13 protein-coding genes and 1 pseudogene are annotated in these 17879 nt (G+C 37.3%); 6 read left to right on the top strand and 8 right to left on the bottom strand.

The window, feature by feature from the left end; translation table 11 throughout:
* Positions 1-5: 5 nt before the first annotated feature.
* The 5 genes from ileS to gdhA form a co-directional block, all read right to left on the bottom strand.
* On the bottom strand, positions 6-3416 hold the full coding sequence (ileS, locus tag ACEN25_RS14020) for an isoleucine--tRNA ligase (protein ID WP_441803450.1): 3411 nt from the start codon (positions 3414-3416) through the stop codon (positions 6-8).
* A 116-nt stretch (positions 3417-3532) separates the two neighbouring features.
* Positions 3533-5938 (bottom strand): TonB-dependent receptor plug domain-containing protein, encoded by a 2406-nt coding sequence (locus ACEN25_RS14025; RefSeq protein ID WP_441803451.1) that lies wholly within the window; start codon positions 5936-5938, stop codon positions 3533-3535.
* Positions 5939-5947: 9 nt separating this feature from the next.
* Positions 5948-6664 carry a DNA repair protein RecO gene (gene recO / locus ACEN25_RS14030; RefSeq protein WP_441803452.1) on the bottom strand — a complete coding sequence of 239 codons (717 nt, stop codon included), beginning with the start codon at positions 6662-6664 and terminating at the stop codon, positions 5948-5950.
* Entirely contained in the window at positions 6664-8934 is a 2271-nt protein-coding gene (gene porZ / locus ACEN25_RS14035; RefSeq protein ID WP_441803453.1) for a type IX secretion system anionic LPS delivery protein PorZ, read from the bottom strand. The genes recO and porZ overlap by 1 nt, the downstream gene beginning before the upstream one ends.
* A gap of 96 nt (positions 8935-9030) precedes the next feature.
* Entirely contained in the window at positions 9031-10374 is a 1344-nt protein-coding gene (gdhA, locus tag ACEN25_RS14040; RefSeq protein WP_441803454.1) for an NADP-specific glutamate dehydrogenase, read from the bottom strand.
* Positions 10375-10581: 207 nt separating this feature from the next.
* On the opposite strand from gdhA, the gene ACEN25_RS14045 reads away from it, so the two are divergent.
* Positions 10582-11388, top strand: coding sequence for a THC0290_0291 family protein (locus tag ACEN25_RS14045; protein ID WP_441803455.1), 807 nt, complete (start codon positions 10582-10584; stop codon positions 11386-11388).
* A 16-nt stretch (positions 11389-11404) separates the two neighbouring features.
* Here ACEN25_RS14045 and ACEN25_RS14050 read toward each other — a convergent pair.
* Positions 11405-12550: pseudogene (locus tag ACEN25_RS14050) on the bottom strand (cystathionine gamma-synthase); the annotation flags it as partial.
* 105 nt (positions 12551-12655) lie between these two features.
* Here ACEN25_RS14050 and ACEN25_RS14055 point away from each other — a divergent pair.
* The gene (locus tag ACEN25_RS14055) at positions 12656-13417 is read left to right on the top strand and encodes a DUF3298 domain-containing protein (protein WP_441803456.1); all 762 of its coding nucleotides are present in this window, start codon (positions 12656-12658) and stop codon (positions 13415-13417) included.
* Here the strand turns inward: ACEN25_RS14055 and ACEN25_RS14060 are convergent.
* Positions 13401-13877, bottom strand: coding sequence for a DinB family protein (locus tag ACEN25_RS14060; protein WP_441803457.1), 477 nt, complete (start codon positions 13875-13877; stop codon positions 13401-13403). The two genes, ACEN25_RS14055 and ACEN25_RS14060, sit on opposite strands and share 17 nt — an antisense overlap.
* A gap of 83 nt (positions 13878-13960) precedes the next feature.
* On the opposite strand from ACEN25_RS14060, the gene ACEN25_RS14065 reads away from it, so the two are divergent.
* Together ACEN25_RS14065 and ACEN25_RS14070 are read left to right on the top strand one after the other, a co-directional pair.
* Positions 13961-14314 (top strand): arsenate reductase family protein, encoded by a 354-nt coding sequence (locus ACEN25_RS14065; RefSeq protein ID WP_441803458.1) that lies wholly within the window; start codon positions 13961-13963, stop codon positions 14312-14314.
* A gap of 7 nt (positions 14315-14321) precedes the next feature.
* A complete protein-coding gene (locus tag ACEN25_RS14070; protein WP_441803459.1) occupies positions 14322-15218 on the top strand; it encodes a DMT family transporter in 897 nt (298 codons plus the stop codon).
* On the opposite strand, the gene ACEN25_RS14075 is transcribed toward ACEN25_RS14070, so the two are convergent.
* On the bottom strand, positions 15215-15691 hold the full coding sequence (locus ACEN25_RS14075) for an acyl-CoA thioesterase (RefSeq protein ID WP_441803460.1): 477 nt from the start codon (positions 15689-15691) through the stop codon (positions 15215-15217). The two genes, ACEN25_RS14070 and ACEN25_RS14075, sit on opposite strands and share 4 nt — an antisense overlap.
* Positions 15692-15814: 123 nt before the next feature.
* On the opposite strand from ACEN25_RS14075, the gene ACEN25_RS14080 reads away from it, so the two are divergent.
* Both ACEN25_RS14080 and ACEN25_RS14085 read left to right on the top strand, forming a co-directional pair.
* Positions 15815-16837, top strand: a complete 1023-nt coding sequence (locus ACEN25_RS14080) for a bestrophin family protein (protein WP_441803461.1) — start codon at positions 15815-15817, stop codon at positions 16835-16837.
* A complete protein-coding gene (locus ACEN25_RS14085; protein WP_441803462.1) occupies positions 16837-17814 on the top strand; it encodes a YheT family hydrolase in 978 nt (325 codons plus the stop codon). The genes ACEN25_RS14080 and ACEN25_RS14085 overlap by 1 nt, the downstream gene beginning before the upstream one ends.
* Positions 17815-17879 lie beyond the last annotated feature (65 nt).

The raw sequence follows: 17879 nt of genomic DNA on the forward strand, positions 1-17879 counted from the left end.
TCTATTTACTGTTTTTTTATAGCCAACTTTGTTTCTACATCGTCAAATGCAATGGCTATACCGTTAGTAACTTGCTCTGCAACCTCGAGTTTTGCGGTGAGCGTTTCCATTTTAATATAGTCTAAATTATCAATAACGGCTTGCTCGATCTTACCGTCACGTTGTATTTGTACTTCTATTTTGTCTGTTACCTCAAAACCAGAGTCTTTTCTAAGATTCTGAATACGGTTAACCAGCTCTCTGGCAATACCTTCATTTCTCAAAGCATCGTTTAGCGTTACGTCAAGTGCTACTGTTAAAGAACCACTGCTTGCAACTAACCACCCTTCAATATCTTGAGAAGTTATTTCCACATCTTCGGGCGCCAAAGTAACACTTTTTCCATTAATGTCCACGGTGATTTTTCCTTCATTTTCAATCGTAGTAATATCTGCCGCGCTCATTGCATTAATAGCATTTGCTACTACCTTCATGTCTTTACCAAATCGTGGTCCCAGCGCTTTAAAGTTGGGCTTAATAGATTTTACCAGAATTCCTGAAGCATCATCAATCAATTCAATCTCCTTAACATTTACTTCAGACTTTATCAAATCCTGTACCGCAAGTATCTCTTCGCGCTGCTCATTATCTAAAATAGGAATCATAATACGCTGCAAAGGCTGGCGCACTTTAATCTTTTCTTTAGCACGTAATGAAAGTGTTAATGAAGAAATTGTCTGTGCTTTCTGCATTTTATGTTCAAGCTTTCTATCTATATAAGATGCATCGCTTACCGGAAAATCAGATAGGTGAACACTTTCTGAAGTCTCTAAACCGGTTAGACCGTTTAAATCTTTATACAAACGATCCATAAAAAATGGAGCGACAGGAGCACCTAATTTTGCAACTGTAATCAAACATTTATAAAGGGTTTGATATGCCGAAATTTTATCGTGTGCATAATCGCCTTTCCAGTAACGGCGGCGACTTAATCGTACAAACCAATTGCTTAGATTTTCCTGTACAAATTCTGAAATCGCTCGGGTAGCCTTAGTAGGCTCATAATCTGCATAAAATTTATCTACTTCAGCAATTAATGTATGTAATTCTGAAAGAACCCAACGATCAATCTCTGGTCTGTCTTTAAGTTCAATATCTGCTTCAGAGTAGTTAAAACTATCAAGATTTGCATACAATGAAAAGAACGAATACGTATTATAAAGTGTACCAAAGAATTTACGTTGCACTTCCGTAATACCATCAAGGTCAAACTTTAAGTTATCCCAGGGATTTGCGTTGCTAATCATGTACCAGCGTGTCGCATCGGGACCGTAGGTGTTTAAGGTCTCAAAAGGGTCTGCGGCATTGCCTAGACGTTTAGACATTTTCTGACCATTCTTGTCTAAAACAAGACCGTTAGAAACTACATTTTTATAAGCAACATCGTCAAAAGTCATTGTTGCAATCGCATGCAGGGTATAAAACCAACCACGCGTTTGATCTACCCCTTCAGCAATAAAATCTGCTTTGCGCCAGATATTTTCAACCTTTTCTTTATTTTCAAAAGGATAGTGCCATTGTGCATAGGGCATACTACCACTGTCAAACCAAACATCAATTAGATCTGCTTCGCGACGCATGGGTTTTCCGGTAGGTGAAACCAACTTAATCTCATCTACAATATTCTTATGCAAGTCAACGAGATCATAGTTTGCATCTGTTATGTCTCCTGCAACAAATCCTTCAAAAGGGTCTGCTTGCATAACACCGGCTTCTAAGGCTTCAGTGATTTTTTCTTTTAGTTCGGTAACCGAACCAATGATGATTTCTTCTTTACCATCTTCAGTTCTCCAGATAGGCAACGGAATTCCCCAATAGCGTGAGCGTGATAAGTTCCAGTCGTTGGCATTTGCGAGCCAATTCCCAAAGCGGCCTTCTCCGGTAGCCTTTGGCTTCCAGTTTATACCCAAATTCAGCTCGTGCATACGATCACGCACATCGGTTACTTTAATAAACCAGGAATCTAAGGGATAATATAAAATAGGTTTATCGGTACGCCAGCAATTGGGATAACTGTGAACGTATTTTTCAACTTTGAAGGCTTTGTTTTCTTCTTTGAGTTTTATTGCAATCTCAACATCTACGCTTTTCTCTGGCGCTTCGCCGTCATCGTAGTATTCATTCTTAACATATTTACCGCCCAATTCCTGTAACTCTGGTCTAAAACGACCTTGTAAATCTACAAGTGGTACTAGGTTCCCATTCTCATCTTTTACGAGCATAGGCGGCACCTCTGGATCTGCCTGCTTAGCGACCATTGCATCATCTGCACCAAAAGTAGGTGACGTATGTACAATACCGGTACCATCTTCTGTAGTAACAAAATCGCCAGAAATTACCCGGTATGCATTCTCAGGATTATCGTGAGGTTTCACATAATCAATCACCGGCTCATAACGCAGCTCTAATAAGTCGCTACCCTTAAATTCTGAAAGGATTTGATATGGTATTTTTTTATCGCTTTCTTTGAAATTTGAAAAGTCTTCCTCACTTTCCGAAGCGAAGAATTTCTTGTCAAATTGCTTGCTTACCAAAGCTTTTGCCAGAACAACATTGATAGGCTCAAACGTATATTGGTTAAATGTTTTTACCAATACATAATCAATCTTTTTTCCAACTGTCAAAGCTGTGTTTGATGGCAAAGTCCACGGAGTGGTGGTCCAGGCCATCAGGTATTTTGTTCCGTCAAAAGCTGCTAAGGGAGAGTCTTTAAAAGTCTCATCTTCTACAACCTTAAACTGTGCCGTTACCGTAGTATCTGTCACATCTTGATAGGTACCGGGCTGGTTAAGTTCGTGCGAACTTAAACCAGTTCCTGCTTTTGGTGAATAGGGTTGTATTGTATAGCCTTTGTAGATAAGACCCTGGTTGTAAATATTTTTTAGAAGCCACCATACTGACTCCATGTATTTTGGCTTGTAGGTAATATAGGGATCTTCCATATCTACCCAGTAGCCCATCTGCTCGGTAAGATTATTCCACACATCGGTATAGCGCATCACCGCATTTTTACATGCTTCGTTGTATTCTGAAACGCTTATTTTTTTACCGATATCTTCTTTGGTAATACCCAGTTCTTTCTCAACACCCAGTTCTACCGGAAGTCCGTGGGTATCCCAACCAGCTTTACGCTTAACTTGTTTTCCTTTTTGAGTTTGAAAACGGCAAAAGATATCTTTGATTGCACGCGACATAACGTGGTGAATACCAGGCATTCCGTTTGCAGATGGCGGTCCCTCAAAAAAGATATAAGGGTCGTTGCCTTCACGCGTTGAAATACTTTTTTCAAATATGTCGTTTTCCTTCCAATAGGCTAAAATTTCTTCGGCTACTTTGGGTAGGTCAAGTCCTTTATATTCAGGGAACTTTGTATTCATGATATGCGTTTTCTAATAAGTGTGCAAAATTACGGAATTTTGATAAGAAATCTACCGTTTTGAAACACCCATAAAAAATGAAGAATAAATGGTTATTCTACGCAGTTTAACAATCCTTAAAATGTGTATTTCACTGCTAAAACCAAATTCCGTCCCGGCGCCGAAATTCCTGAAGAATACGGGCGGTAGCGCTGGTCAGTAATGTTTTCTAAAGCTGCGGTAGCTTTCCAGTTTTTAGCGATCTGGTATTCGCTATACAGATTGATCGTGTACCAGCGGGGAGAATACGGATTCCCGTCTGCATCAAGTGCATATAAATAATCATTTGCAATTTGAGAAGGTGCAAGATCTGCATAAGCAATCTCCCCATTATATTCTGCAGAGGCGTCAAACTTCCATTTTTTGAGTCGGTAAATTAAATGTGTATTCCCAAATAATGGAGCCGCATGGCGCAGGGGTGCATCGCTGCCATCATCTTCTTCCTGGCTGCCTTCTGTAATATTTATATGAGAGGTGAACTTCATATTTTTAGCAAATAAATACTCTAAACCGGCTTCGATACCATAAACCTCTGCACGTGCTGCGTTTTGAATCGCCTGCACATTGCTAGGTTCTCCCTGATAATCAATAACCGTTACGCCCTCAAGATTAAAATCGCGACGCACTAATGCATTTTCTAAATGCGTATAATACGTAGTTAAATCCAATCTGAGTAATTCGCCAACTTTAAATACTGCACCTATCTCTGCATTATAGGCGTACTCTGCTTTCAAATTAGGATTAGGCACCACTACAGATCCCGCCTCACTATCAAATATTTTACCTATATCGTCTATGTTAGGCGCTCTAAAGGCCGTCCCCAGATTTAATTTTAAATCAAGCATCTCGCTAGTCTGCCAGTTTAAACCTGCAGAACCGGTGAGGTTTCCAAAGTTTACATTTGCTTTTTCAAAAGGGAAGTCATAAAAAGTATCGTCAAATGCAGCATTAATTAAAATATGATTGTAGCGCAAGCCTGTTTGAAGGGTTAATTTTTCAGCAAGATTAAATTGGCCACTTAAATAGGCAGCTAGAGATTGCCAACTCGAATTATCAGGATATCTACTGGCTGTTGCAGCCCGCTCACCAGTTTCTACATTAGTTTGATTTCCGAAGGAATTTACTTTGTTGTACACATATTCTAAACCGTAAAATAACCTGTTTTCAGAAAGTTTTTTAGTAAAGTCTAGTCCTAAAGAATAGGCATTTACCTGCTCTTCGGTTGAATATAGTGTAGGTTTTCCAAAATCCCGGTCGTTTCTACTTTCTTTAAAATATTGGTAAGCCGCAGTTACTTTTGCGTCATCATAAATATCTCCATTCCCCTTTTTATCTACCTGAAGATTTCCTAAAAACCAGGTCTGCGGACCGTAATACCACTCAGCAGAACGCAATTGATCACCGCGTTTACGGGTTAAACGATCGTATCTAGAATAGTCTGAAGTGGTGCTGTAATGCAAACCCAAATTAAAATCCCAAATACTATTAGGCATAAAACGCACTTTCTGAGTGAGGTTAAGCAAATTAAATCCTGTAGGAATCTGAACTTGTGGGTCTTCATTTTCTACAACGGTATCAACACCATCTATAATTTTAACGTATTCTGGTCTTAGGTAATCATCGGGACCATGCCCGCCCATACGCAGGTCGTCAAAGTCAGAATAACTTATACTACTTAGAAAAGCCCACCTTTTTAAACCGAAATTAATATCAAGGTGTCCTGTCTTTTCGTTATTTGCAGTTGCATACCGACTTAAGGCCATTCCTGAGAAATCATTACCCTCTTCAAAAGAAAATGACGGCTTTTTTGTATAAAAATTCATCACACCACCTACCGCGTCACTACCATAAACGACAGAACCGGGACCTAGAATAACTTCAGTTTGATCTATAGTAAATGGGTCTATATTGATTACATTCTGAAGATTTCCCGATCTAAATATGGCGGTATTCATACGTACACCGTCAACGGTAATCAACAAACGGTTTGTAGAAAAACCTCTAATCATAGGGCTGCCACCGCCCAACTGACTTTTCTGCACAAAGACCTGCCCACTCTGACTCAAATAATCTGCAGCAGTCTGCGGGTTTTTAAGTTCTACATCTTCAGCATCAAGCCGAATTACTTTTTGAGTGATATCACGTCCTTGTTGTTCAAATTTTGAAACCGAAAGCACAACTTCATTCAGTTGGTTCTCATCATCTAACAAAAACACTTGATTACCCGAAGCAATCAGAGCCGCCTTAGTTGTTTTTTTAAGAATATGTGAAACATGAGAAATATAAATGGTTTCAGAATTTGTAAATAGTGATATATCTACAATACCCTTATCATTTGTTACTGCAGTGCTTGTCTTTGTCGCATTATACAATGCCGCACCTTCAACCGGAACCTGACTCAAATTATCATAAACTGTAATTTTTTGAGCGTGAACAAGACAAAAGCTTAGTAAAAAAAATACCGATATATAAGGTAAGCGCATAGGTTGTGGTTAGTTAAAAAGCGTGCTTAAAACCGCCAGAGACCGGGGTTTTTTAAAGCTGTGCAAATGTAATTCATAATAGCTCAAAAGCATATTTACAAAGGCCGCCCTGCGTTTCTGGTTCAATTTTATGCCAGATAATGCATCAAAATTTGTACCCAGAAGACTTTTTAATGTATCTAAATTTTCTTCGGAAATACTGTATAAAGTTTCTATACGCTCAAAATTACCCGACTCCAGATTAAAATTTGGTAAATCTATATTTGAAGTATCGGGGTAAAAGCCCAAATATTTAGTGAGCTCCAGAAGAAATAATAAATGAAAATTAGCGGTGTGCGTATGTAAATCGAGCCACATAAAAGCATGTTCTAAATAGGAATACAGCGGCCTGTTCTCTTCTTCTTCCTGAATAACATTACGCAACATTTCTGAAAGAAAAAGAACTATACTCGACTTTAAAATATCTGTATGCAAACTCACATAGGGTTGTAAAACTTTTGCCTCACGAATACTTTCTAAAGTACCTTTATCTTTGTGCATCGCAACGATTTCAAGCTGCGTTGCAGGTTGAAACATAGCCGTACGAAGCTTTCCCTTTTTTGACTTTAAAATAGAACGCAATAAATAAGATTTAAGACCCGCTTCTTCGGTAAAACATTTAACGATTAAATCTGCCTCGCCATATTTTAAAGCCGAAATCACTAACGCACGTGTGGTTACTAACATTAGCGTATAATCATGAGTTTAACGACTTTAGTTTCCGTAGCATCTTCGGCTGTAATCAGAATAAAATAAACACCAGAGGCAACTCTGTATTTTCCAAAAGCGGTTGTATCCCATTGTATACTTCCTCCTTCAGAAATTTCTTCATACACCAGATTACCATTAAGATCTGTGATTTTAATGTTTGCATTTTCTGTCAAGCCATCTACAGTTACTAAACCATTAAAGCCCGGTCTAACAGGATTGGGATAGACCCGGGCATTGTCTAAGGTTTCTTCTGGAGCTACCGCATTTCCTCTAAAAGAAACTAAGCCTAAAGGAGTTGCAAAAAAGACCTCACCAGACGAATCATCAATGGTAATATCCTGAATATTATTTGAAGGCAAGGGTGAATTGCGCCGGTTAAATTCTTGTAGGGTTTCCTGACCATTAGCATTAAAGCTAAACGCACCGCTAGATACAGTCCCAACCCATTTATTATTATTACCGTCAACAGCTATTGAACGTATTACTTGCTCACTAAGTAGCTCTACCGCTATACCATTGTCTTCTATAATAATTTCCCGCGCTTGAATTTCGGGATTTTCAAACATTTGAGAAGGATTAAATAATACCCGCAAGCCTGCTGAAGTACCCATCCATAAACTACCATTAGCATCAATCGCCAAAGAAAGTACCGCATTAGAAGGTAAGTTTGAGCGCTCTGCATTAAGACGGGCAAAGGTATTGGTAGCAGGGTCGTAACCTAACAATCCGCGGTTTGATGACCCAAAATATACAAAGCCTCTTCGATCTGTGACTAATTGCGTATAACCATTAATTTGATTAAAATCTGGTAAAATATCTTCTACAGTAATTCCTTGAATAGTAGCACCCGTTTTTTTAGCAAGTGCGTTTTTTACAAGGCTATTTGTAAGCCATAAATTACCCTCTCGATCAAATGCTGCTCCATTAATACGCACATCTGTAGGATTTACAGGCACATCACTTAGCCCACTATTAGTCTCATCGTAAAGCTGTACAGGTATTTTATCTGCAAACTCTAATAGTCCCGAGTTGTATGAGCTCATAAACACCTGACTGTTATCTTCTGGGTTAAAAGTGATATTTGTAATGTTATTTGCCCCTAAGAGCTCATTAAACGGAATATTTAACCAACCCTCTTCGCTTAAATTGCTCACTCCTCGTTGTTTTAAAGGATACGGATTATAAGAGTCGCTGTAATCCCCATATGCAACCCATAATTCTCCCGGGGCAGCTTCAATCGCAAAAGGATCATTGCGCGATGGCCCGTCTGGTATTATCTTAAGCGCATCTTCAAGCGTAGTTTTAGAGCTAATTAAGAGTCCGTTTTGTTGTGTGCCGGTATACAGTTGGTCTTCAAAAGTGAGAGCTGCATTAAAATTATCAGGATATTGAGAACTCGTCATAATCCTAGAAATCAAACTTCCCTGAGCATTAAATAATAGAATCTCGTCATTAAAAGTTACAATCAAATCACTATTAGAAGCTTTTAATTGTTTGGGTAGAGTTGAAAAAGATGCAACTGCATTAAATGAATCTGCTGTTAGTTGTTGCAAATTTTGATCTGCGGTTATACCAAAAAGAGAATTTGCTAATGTTTGTATTCCCAACCAACTCCTGGAATCTACGGTCTCCCAGTTTCTAAAATCAATAAGATTGTCGGCAGTTGCCAAAGCCCTTCGCAAACCACCTGTAGGTGAAGCTGAATAAATATAATTTTCAAAAATTGTGGTTTGTAGAATAGGTATGCGCGCACCATTATCACCTATAAAATACGAATCATCAAATTCTAATCTCGCAAGGTCAAAAAGAGAAATACCAAAACCCGTAGCAATGTAAAGGGTGTTGCCGTATTCATAAAAATCATTTATCGTTTTTTCTGACGGAAGAATTGCCGTTTTATCACGTATCGCCACTAAAGTTGAAACACTGCCGTCTGGTTTTACCAGATCAACTAATCCTGAAAGATAGCCTACAAAGAGAATACCGGCTGATTTACTGTAGTGTATGGTACTTATCGCTTCACCTGTTAAACCTTCAATTGTAGAAAAGGTTTTAATTGCGTTTGAATTAAGCGCGTAACTAAATACAGAATTTTGTGATGCTGCATAAATTTCTGCATCTCCCTCAGAAATAGAAACAATAGTATTGTAAGAAAAGTAACCCGTCCAGAAATCTGCATAACTCTGTGCCTTTATACACAGTAAAGGGAATAAAAAAACCAATACAAAAAGGATTTTTTTGATCATCAAAGGGACTTAATAAGAAGCTAAAAGTACAATTTATGCCATAAAAAAACCCCGAAGCGGTATCGGGGTCTTAATCTATTTAAAAAGAAATCTTTCTTATACAATTCCCTGCGCCAGCATAGCATCTGCCACTTTTACAAAGCCTGCTATGTTTGCACCTTTTACATAATCTACAAAACCATCTTCTTGAGTACCATATTCTACACAGGCTTTATGAATGTCATACATAATCTCGTGAAGTTTTTGATCTACTTCTTCTGCAGACCAGTTGTATCTGATACTGTTTTGAGACATTTCTAAACCAGAGGTAGCAACACCACCTGCATTAGAAGCTTTACCTGGTGAGAATAAGATTTTTGCTTTTACAAATACCTCAACAGCTTCTGGTGTACAAGGCATATTCGCCCCTTCACCTACGCTCATTACTCCATTTTTAACCAGTAATTCTGCGTCTTTTTTGTCTAATTCATTTTGAGTTGCACATGGAAGCGCAATATCACATTTGACACCCCAAGGTGTTTTACCTTCGTGAAACTCAGCATCAGGATATTTATCTATATATTCCTTAATACGGCCGCGACGCTCATTTTTAATTTCCATTATGTAAGCAAGCTTATGCTTATCTATACCGGCTGCATCGTAAATAAAACCGTCAGAATCTGACATCGTAATAACTTTTGCATCAAGCTGCGTTGCCTTTTCTGCTGCATATTGAGCAACATTTCCAGAACCGGAAATGACTACCGTTTTACCGGCAAGCTTCTCCCCTATATTATTCAACATGTATTTAGTGAAATATACATTTCCATAACCTGTAGCTTCAGGACGTATTTTAGAACCTCCGTAAGAAAGACCTTTACCGGTTAGAATACCTGTAAATTCATTACGAATGCGCTTATATTGACCAAACATATAGCCTATTTCACGACCACCTACACCTATATCACCGGCAGGAACATCTGTATTAGGACCTATATGACGGTATAATTCTGTCATAAAACTCTGGCAAAATCGCATAACCTCAGCATCACTCTTACCTCTGGGATTAAAGTCTGAACCCCCTTTACCACCACCCATAGGCAGTGAAGTAAGACTGTTCTTAAAAACCTGCTCAAAACCTAAAAACTTAAGAATACTTAAATTTACTGAAGGATGAAAACGAAGACCACCTTTATAAGGACCTATAGCAGAATTAAATTCTACACGATACCCTTTATTTATTTGCGTTTCTCCCTGATCATCAACCCAGGTTACTCTAAATAAAATTGCACGCTCTGGTTCTACCATGCGCTCTAACAATTTTTTATCTTGATATTTTGGGTTATTCTCTATAAAAGGTATTACAGTTTCTGCTACTTCCTGAACCGCCTGAATAAATTCTGGTTCATTAGGATTTGCCTTTTCTACAAAGTCAACGAACTTCTTAATGCTATCTGACATATTAAAGTTTTTACTATTTATAATATTCTACACGCTAATGCAGTGCAAATATATGATATCAATAAAAATAAGGGTATATATTTTCCATATTCTTAATTTAATACCTGTATTTTTAGATTTTTTAGATGTAATATTCTAGGAAGTGCATAATTTTAGGTTAAATCGGATGTTTTAGTATATTTGTCGTATAAATATCCCCAATTATCAATGAATACCAAAATCATCTTTGCGGTATTATTCATCTGTTTGTCAATGCCTTTCAAAAGCAATGCTCAGTTTGGCTTCTCAAATGAAGTAGGAATAATCGCAGGCCCCTTACTTTTTCAATCTGATTTTGGTTTGCGCGAAAATGTAGATACAAATTTGAATAATATAGGGATTGGGGTTGGTATTGTTCATTATATGAACTTCGCTTATCGCTCTGATTGTAACTGCTATACACGGGATAAATACTTTAACGACCATTTTAAGTTAAGAACTGAAGCAGATTTACACTACTCCAAGTTTACACACGAGGGTATTGAGTCTCAAAAAGAAACCCCCGAAGGTTATGACTTAAGAGATCACAAAGGGTCTTCTCTCGTTTTTGAATTAGGTATGCAAATTGAATATTTTCCTAAAAGTATTCGTGATTTTCAAGCAGGCGGCTATAAAGTAGCACCATATATAAGTTTAGGTGCTCATTATGTAGGCTTTAACCCATCCTACTCTTCTATTCAGGATGTGGAAGGAGCAACGCCTGAAGATATCTATTTTGATGATTTTCTTATAGGTGATGGTAAATTAGGCGGTATTGACGATAGCTCTGGCAATACCTGGGCGCTTACAGGAAGCGTAGGTATCAGATACAAAATAGGTGAATTAAGCGATATAAACCTGGAGCTGCGCTATCACAAATATTACTCTAACTGGGTAGATGGCTTAAATCCTGATGAAGAGTTTTACCCGCCCAATAGATATGATGATTCTATAGTCTGGCTAAATATTGGGTATATCTACTACCTCAATTTCTAAAACTACTATTATCGCTCTAGTTAAGAGCTTGTTTTAAATCTTCTAGAAGATCATCTATATCTTCTATTCCCACACTCAATCGTATTAAAGAATCTTTTATTCCTAAATTTTCACGCTCTTCTTTGGGTATACTTGCATGCGTCATACTCGCCGGGTGTCCCGCAAGACTTTCAACGCCTCCTAAACTTTCAGCAAGAGTAAATACTTTTAAATTTTCAACGACTGAAACTGCACCTTCAAGCGAATCATTTTTAGTTGTAAAAGAAACCATTCCACCAAAATCGTTCATTTGCCTCTTTGCGATATCGTGGTTAGGGTGATCTTCAAAACCAGGCCAGTAAACCTTATCAACTTTAGGATGCTCTTTTAAGAAATGTGCAACTGCCTTTCCATTTTCACAATGACGTTGCATACGTACATGAAGAGTTTTAATTCCGCGTAGTGCTAAAAAACTATCTTGAGGCCCGCAAACAGCACCACTTGCATTTTGAATAAAGTATAACCTATCTGCCAACTCCTTATCTTTTACAATAAGTCCGCCTAGAACTAAATCGCTATGACCGCCCAGGTACTTTGTAACACTGTGCATAACGATATCTGCGCCTAGATCTAAAGGCTGTTGCAAATAAGGTGTGGCAAATGTGTTATCTACAGCTAACAGTAATTTATAAGCTTTTGCGACTTTTGAAACTGCCTCAAAATCAATAATATTCATCATTGGATTTGTAGGTGTTTCTACCCAAATAAGTTTTGTTTTATCTGTTATTACATCTTCAATCTTTGAAGTATCCTGCATCCCTACAAAACGAAATTTTAAACCAAAACCTTCAAAAATCTTTGTAAATAACCGGTAGGACCCACCATACAAATCGTTTGTTGAAATAATCTCATCACCGGGCTTAAAAAGCTTTAAAATTGCGTCTATTGCTGCTAATCCTGAACCAAAAGCCAAACCAAAATTTCCATTTTCAATACTTGCCAATGCATCTTCAAGAGCTTTACGTGTAGGGTTACCACTACGGGAATATTCAAAACCTTTATGACCACCCGGGGTTGTTTGAGAAAAGGTAGAAGTTTGATAGATAGGAGGCATAACACTACCATAAGCAGGATCTGTGTTGTGCTGACCACCGTGTATTGTCTTAGTATTGAATTTCATAAATTTTAAACTTTTATTAAATCGTACCGTAAATGTACCTTGCTAAGTAAGCTTTGCCAAAAATCAATGTACCTTTATCCTATGTTTAACAGGCAAAAAATTATTAATTTGAAAAAATACTTCTGCTTTTACGTAATCCTATCTGTTGTAATTAGCTGTCAAAAAAAGGAATCTCCGTTAACTTTTAAAAATACCATTTACAATGCAACCACTCTAGAACCATGTAAAAATGGCATATGTCCTGAAATTGAAATTAATAAATTAACTGCTCAGGGTCCAGACGAATTATCTGATTCTATCAATAACGCTATAGAACGCGTACTTATAAGCAATCTTATCATCAACCCAGATGAAAGCCCCGAAATAAAAACGCTAGATAAAGCCATCGCAAATTTTATTTCAAGTTACAGAAGTTATCAGGATGAGTTTCCCGAAACAAGTGCCGGCTATGTATTTACCAGCAACTCGACAACCGGCTACAATGGCGAAGAACTACTAAGTATCGTTTTTGAAACTTATAGTTTTTGGGGAGGAGCTCACGGTTATGGAAGCACCACCTATCTAAATATTGATAAACAAAACGGAAAATCTCTTAGCCCGGAAAATCTAATTAATGATCTACCCGCTTTTCTAAAATTAGTAGAGCAAAAATTTAGAAATCAAAAAGAAATTCCTGAAAGTGAAAGCATTAACAGTACTGGTTATTTCTTTGAAAATGATAGCTTTATTTTACCGGCTAATATAGGATTTACTGAAAACGAAATGATTTTAATTTACAACCCATATGAAGTAGCTTCCTATGCTGAAGGTCAAATAACAATTAAGATCGCGTTAAGCGAGGTTGCTCCGTTTATTAAACCAAACCTATAGCATGGCGTAAGGCCAGTACAGAGCCTAAATGAATGCCTTCATGAAAATTATTAAAAGCCAATGCATCGTCAACATTACTTAAGGTGCTTCCGGTAGATACCGTATATTCTTTAAATTCATTAAATACACCAGCGACATAATCTGTAGCTGTATGGTCTATGGTAATGCTTAAGAGTTCACATATCTCAACTAATTCTTCCTGAGAAATATCGCGTTCAGGTTTAGTTCCTTTGCGGTACATTTCTATAAATTCTGAAGATACACGAGGCTTTACGCCAGAAAGCATATACACCAAAACCTGCTGTGTAGCGATGACGTGCGCAATATTCCAAATGATGTTATTATTAAAGCCCGCAGGTATTTTATTTAAATCTTTGAGCGATATTGTCTTTAGAAAACCTTTAAATATTTCGCGATTCTTACGACTTATATCGAGTGTATACTCTAATGTAAAGGGCATGGTTTTAAATTTTTTCTAAAAGTACTATTTTAGAAGTAAAAGCAATTACTTTGTAACTTGAAGAATATTTTAAACTTCGTATTTTGAAAAAAGTCTATTATTTATCTACCTGCGATACCTGCGCCCGCATTTTAAAAGAAATCGCACTGCCTTCAGCATTTATTAAGCAGGATTTAAAAACCGACCCCATATCTGAGGAGCAACTTAACGAATTGCATAATCTTACAGGAAGCTTTGAAATGCTCTTTAATAAGCGCGCACGACTCTACAGAGAACGTGGTTTAAATACGCAAAAACTTGAGGAGCCTGATTTTGAAGAACTTATTTTAGAACACTATACCTTTCTAAAAAGACCGGTAATTGTAAACAATGACAAAATTTTTATAGGCAACAGTAAAAAAGTAGTAGAAGAAGCTAAAGCTTCAATACACTTATAAAGCTAATATGAATAAACGCGTATTAGCGCTTCTCGCAGCAACCGGTGCCAGCACCATTTATGGTATAAATCATACATTAGCAAAAGGAGTCATGCCTAATTACATAGGAGCTTATGGCTTTATACTATTGCGCGTTGTAGGTGCAGCTTCTTTATTCTGGTTGGCAAGTATTTTTACAAAATCAGAAAAAATAGATTCTAAAGATTATTGGAGATTACTTGGTTGTGCTGTCTTTGGCATGTTTATAAATATGCTTGCATTTTTTAAAGGATTAAGCCTTTCTACTCCTATTAATAGTTCGGTTATTATTACACTTTCTCCCGTAATACTTTTAGTACTTTCTGCAATTTTTCTTAAAGAAAAAATAGGCCTTATTAAAATTTTAGGAATCGCTATAGGAATGCTTGGAGCACTGGTACTTGTATTATTTGGCGCATCGCAGCAACCTAATGCACCTAATATACCTTTAGGCAATGTGTTGTTTTTTGTAAATGGGGCAACCTATGCAGTTTACCTTATTTTAGTCAAACCCATCACTCACAAATACTCAACAATAACATTAATGAAATGGCTGTTTCTAGGTGGTGTTATTCTCAACTTACCTTTTACGCTAACCGAATTTACTGCTGTAAACTGGTTAGAACTGCCATCAAATGCAATATGGATTATGATATTTGTGGTTGCCGGCACCACATTTTCTACCTATTTTCTTAACCTCTACGCCTTAAAAACTTTAAAAGCTTCTACTGTGGGAGCCTTTATCTATTTACAGCCACTAATAGCTGTAATTTTTGCAGTTCTGGTAGGTGCAGATAAGATTACTCCTATACGCGCAATAGCAGGACTTTTAATATTTGCAGGTGTCTATTTATCTACCCGCACAAGTAAAGCCGCTATTTCTTAACTTAGATCCTGGGGTTTCTTGCCATACCTGCGTGTATCTTCTTTGGTAAGAATTTTAAAATCTTCTGTATGTTCTAGTTTAGCAAGATTAGCGATAAGCTCTTCGGGCAATGCCGTAAGTTTTCGTTCTTTTAAATCAATCCAGGCACCCATCATTTCACAACTTGCAAAATTTCGGCCTTTATGATCGTAAAAGTTATGCAAGAATTCAAAATACATCCCGTCTTCTGCGATACCCTTTAACTGTAGGGATACCGTCACAGGCTTCCCTGCAAATACTTCTTTAAAATAATACATATGCTCATAAAATACTACCGGGCCTATGTTATACTTAGCCATTTCTTGATGACCAAATCCATTTTCCATTAAGAAAGCCATACGTGTATGACTCATAAAATTTATATATGCGCTGTTCGCCAGATGTCTATTTGCATCAATATCACTCCAGCGTATTTCAAATTGTTTAGTGTACATAAGTCTCTATTAAAACGCAAATATATTGAAATATCCTATGCGTGCATACTATTTAAAATTACCTTAATACGTATTACAGTCGCATCAAATGCCTTTATCTTTGGCTGAAATAATATTATTTATATGTTAATTAGAAGAAATATAAGCTGGAAATTAATCTTGCGATACACGTGGAAAGAGCTTCTGTTTTTTCTGGTATATTCTTTAGCTATTTTTTTTGTTTACCACTATTTAGGCTGGTATTTTATAGATATTCCCTTTGAACCTCTAACAGTAATTGGTATTGCTGTATCCTTTTACCTTGGTTTTAAAAACAGTCAGAGTTATGATCGCTTTTGGGAAGGTCGTAAAATTTGGGGAATGATTGTAAACTGGAGTCGCACCTGGGGCATACGAGTATTAAGTCTTATAAGTATAGATGACCCTGTTGCAGAAAAAGAAATAAGGAGAGATTTATTTTACAGACATATCGCCTGGCTCAATGCATTACGCGTTCAATTGAGACAGCCTCGCACCTGGACCCTTCAGGAAGGTGCCTTAGTAGAACGTCTTTTTGACCGTCACGCAGAGCGCAATCAAGAAAGTAGTGAAGTACATCAATATGTAGGGCAAAGCGAGTATGAGGAGACAAAAGACCGGGCAAACCCTGCTACACACCTTTTAAAAAATCAGGCATTAATAATACAGCGTTTGAGAAAAGATCAGGTTATAGATGGCCTTCAAGAAATGCAGTTACAGGAAGCCTTAGCAAAATTCTATGATTTTCAGGGAATGTGTGAGCGTATAAAAAACACTCCATTTCCCAGACAATACGGTTATTTTTCAAAAGTTTTTACGTGGATATTTGTATTACTGCTTCCGCTGGGATTGCTAAATATTTTTGAAAATCACGTTTCAGAAGATATCGAACCCGCTAGGCAAATTGCTTTTATGTTTTTACAAATGATCCCATTTACCATTCTAATTATGTGGATTTTTACCACTATGGAATATGTAGGAGATAACAGTGAAGATCCTTTTGAAGGTAAAGCTAATGATGTGCCTATGACCGCCCTCTGTCGTACTATTGAAATAGATTTACGGGATATGCTTGATGAAGAAAATTTACCCGAAAGTATAAAACCTAAAGACGATATTCTCTATTAATGCCATTGATTGAATCAACATATACGGCTAGAGGCCCATTCAAAAACGCACATTTTAACACTATTTTTGCCGCTAAATTAAGGCGCGTGTATGGCGTTTACCAAAAACGGGAACGCGTTATTTTATCTGACGGTGATTTTATTGATATCGATTGGAGTTATTCTAAGAGTACCAGTAAACTGTCAAAAACAGTTTTACTCTTTCACGGTCTTGAAGGCACCGCTAAAAGGACCTATATGTTAGGAACCGTGAAGCAACTCATAAAACATGGTTATGATTGTGCAGCCATAAATTTACGCAGCTGTAGCGGTGAGATTAATACTAAATTAAGATCGTATCATTCTGGAGCATCAGAAGATGTAGCTGAAATTATTAGCCACATTAATAGTTTTAAGAAAAACACCCAATTATATTTATGTGGCTTTAGTCTTGGCGGCAATCTCATTTTAAAATATTTAGGAGAAAACCGGGAGCGACCAGATAACATTATTGCTGCCGTTGCCATATCTACTCCCATAGATTTATTTGATTCTTTAGGCGCCTTAGAAAGAAGTGGAAACTGGATTTACCGATGGTCATTTCTTAAAGATTTACGAGCTAAATACAAGATGAAACTCTCTAATTTTCCCGGAGAGTTAAATGCAGAAAATTACAGGAAAATTAAATCGCTGCGCCTATTTGATGAGTATTATACAGCTCCTGCTCACGGCTTTAAAGACGCTCTTGACTATTACACAAAGAGCAGCAGCAGTCAGTTTTTAAATCAAATAAAAGTACCGGTATTACTTTTAAACGCTAAAGACGATAGTTTTCTTAATGAGAAATGTTATCCTGTTGCTGTTTCTAAATCGCATCCGTTTATACATCTTGAGATGCCCGAAAAAGGGGGGCATGTAGGTTTTATGACTACACGAAGAACTACGTATAATGAAGAGCGCACATTAGCATTTTTTAATGTGCAAACCGTTAAATCTTAAAGTATTCCTATTAACACCCAGAGAGTGTTGGCACACTCTAAATTGTTACGTATATTAGCCCTTAC

Source organism: Leeuwenhoekiella sp. W20_SRS_FM14, from assembly GCF_052119605.1.
In the GTDB taxonomy this organism is placed as follows: Bacteria; Bacteroidota; Bacteroidia; order Flavobacteriales; family Flavobacteriaceae; genus Leeuwenhoekiella.

Excerpts from the sequence above, each read along its gene's own strand:
- ileS (WP_441803450.1), bottom strand. The coding sequence starts at position 3,416 with ATGAATACAAAGTTCCCTGAATATAAAGGACTTGACCTACCCAAAGTA.
- ACEN25_RS14025 (WP_441803451.1), bottom strand. The coding sequence starts at position 5,938 with ATGCGCTTACCTTATATATCGGTATTTTTTTTACTAAGCTTTTGTCTT.
- recO (WP_441803452.1), bottom strand. The coding sequence starts at position 6,664 with ATGTTAGTAACCACACGTGCGTTAGTGATTTCGGCTTTAAAATATGGC.
- porZ (WP_441803453.1), bottom strand. The coding sequence starts at position 8,934 with ATGATCAAAAAAATCCTTTTTGTATTGGTTTTTTTATTCCCTTTACTG.
- gdhA (WP_441803454.1), bottom strand. The coding sequence starts at position 10,374 with ATGTCAGATAGCATTAAGAAGTTCGTTGACTTTGTAGAAAAGGCAAAT.
- ACEN25_RS14045 (WP_441803455.1), top strand. The coding sequence starts at position 10,582 with ATGAATACCAAAATCATCTTTGCGGTATTATTCATCTGTTTGTCAATG.
- ACEN25_RS14060 (WP_441803457.1), bottom strand. The coding sequence starts at position 13,877 with ATGCCCTTTACATTAGAGTATACACTCGATATAAGTCGTAAGAATCGC.
- ACEN25_RS14070 (WP_441803459.1), top strand. The coding sequence starts at position 14,322 with ATGAATAAACGCGTATTAGCGCTTCTCGCAGCAACCGGTGCCAGCACC.
- ACEN25_RS14075 (WP_441803460.1), bottom strand. The coding sequence starts at position 15,691 with ATGTACACTAAACAATTTGAAATACGCTGGAGTGATATTGATGCAAAT.
- ACEN25_RS14080 (WP_441803461.1), top strand. The coding sequence starts at position 15,815 with ATGTTAATTAGAAGAAATATAAGCTGGAAATTAATCTTGCGATACACG.
- ACEN25_RS14085 (WP_441803462.1), top strand. The coding sequence starts at position 16,837 with ATGCCATTGATTGAATCAACATATACGGCTAGAGGCCCATTCAAAAAC.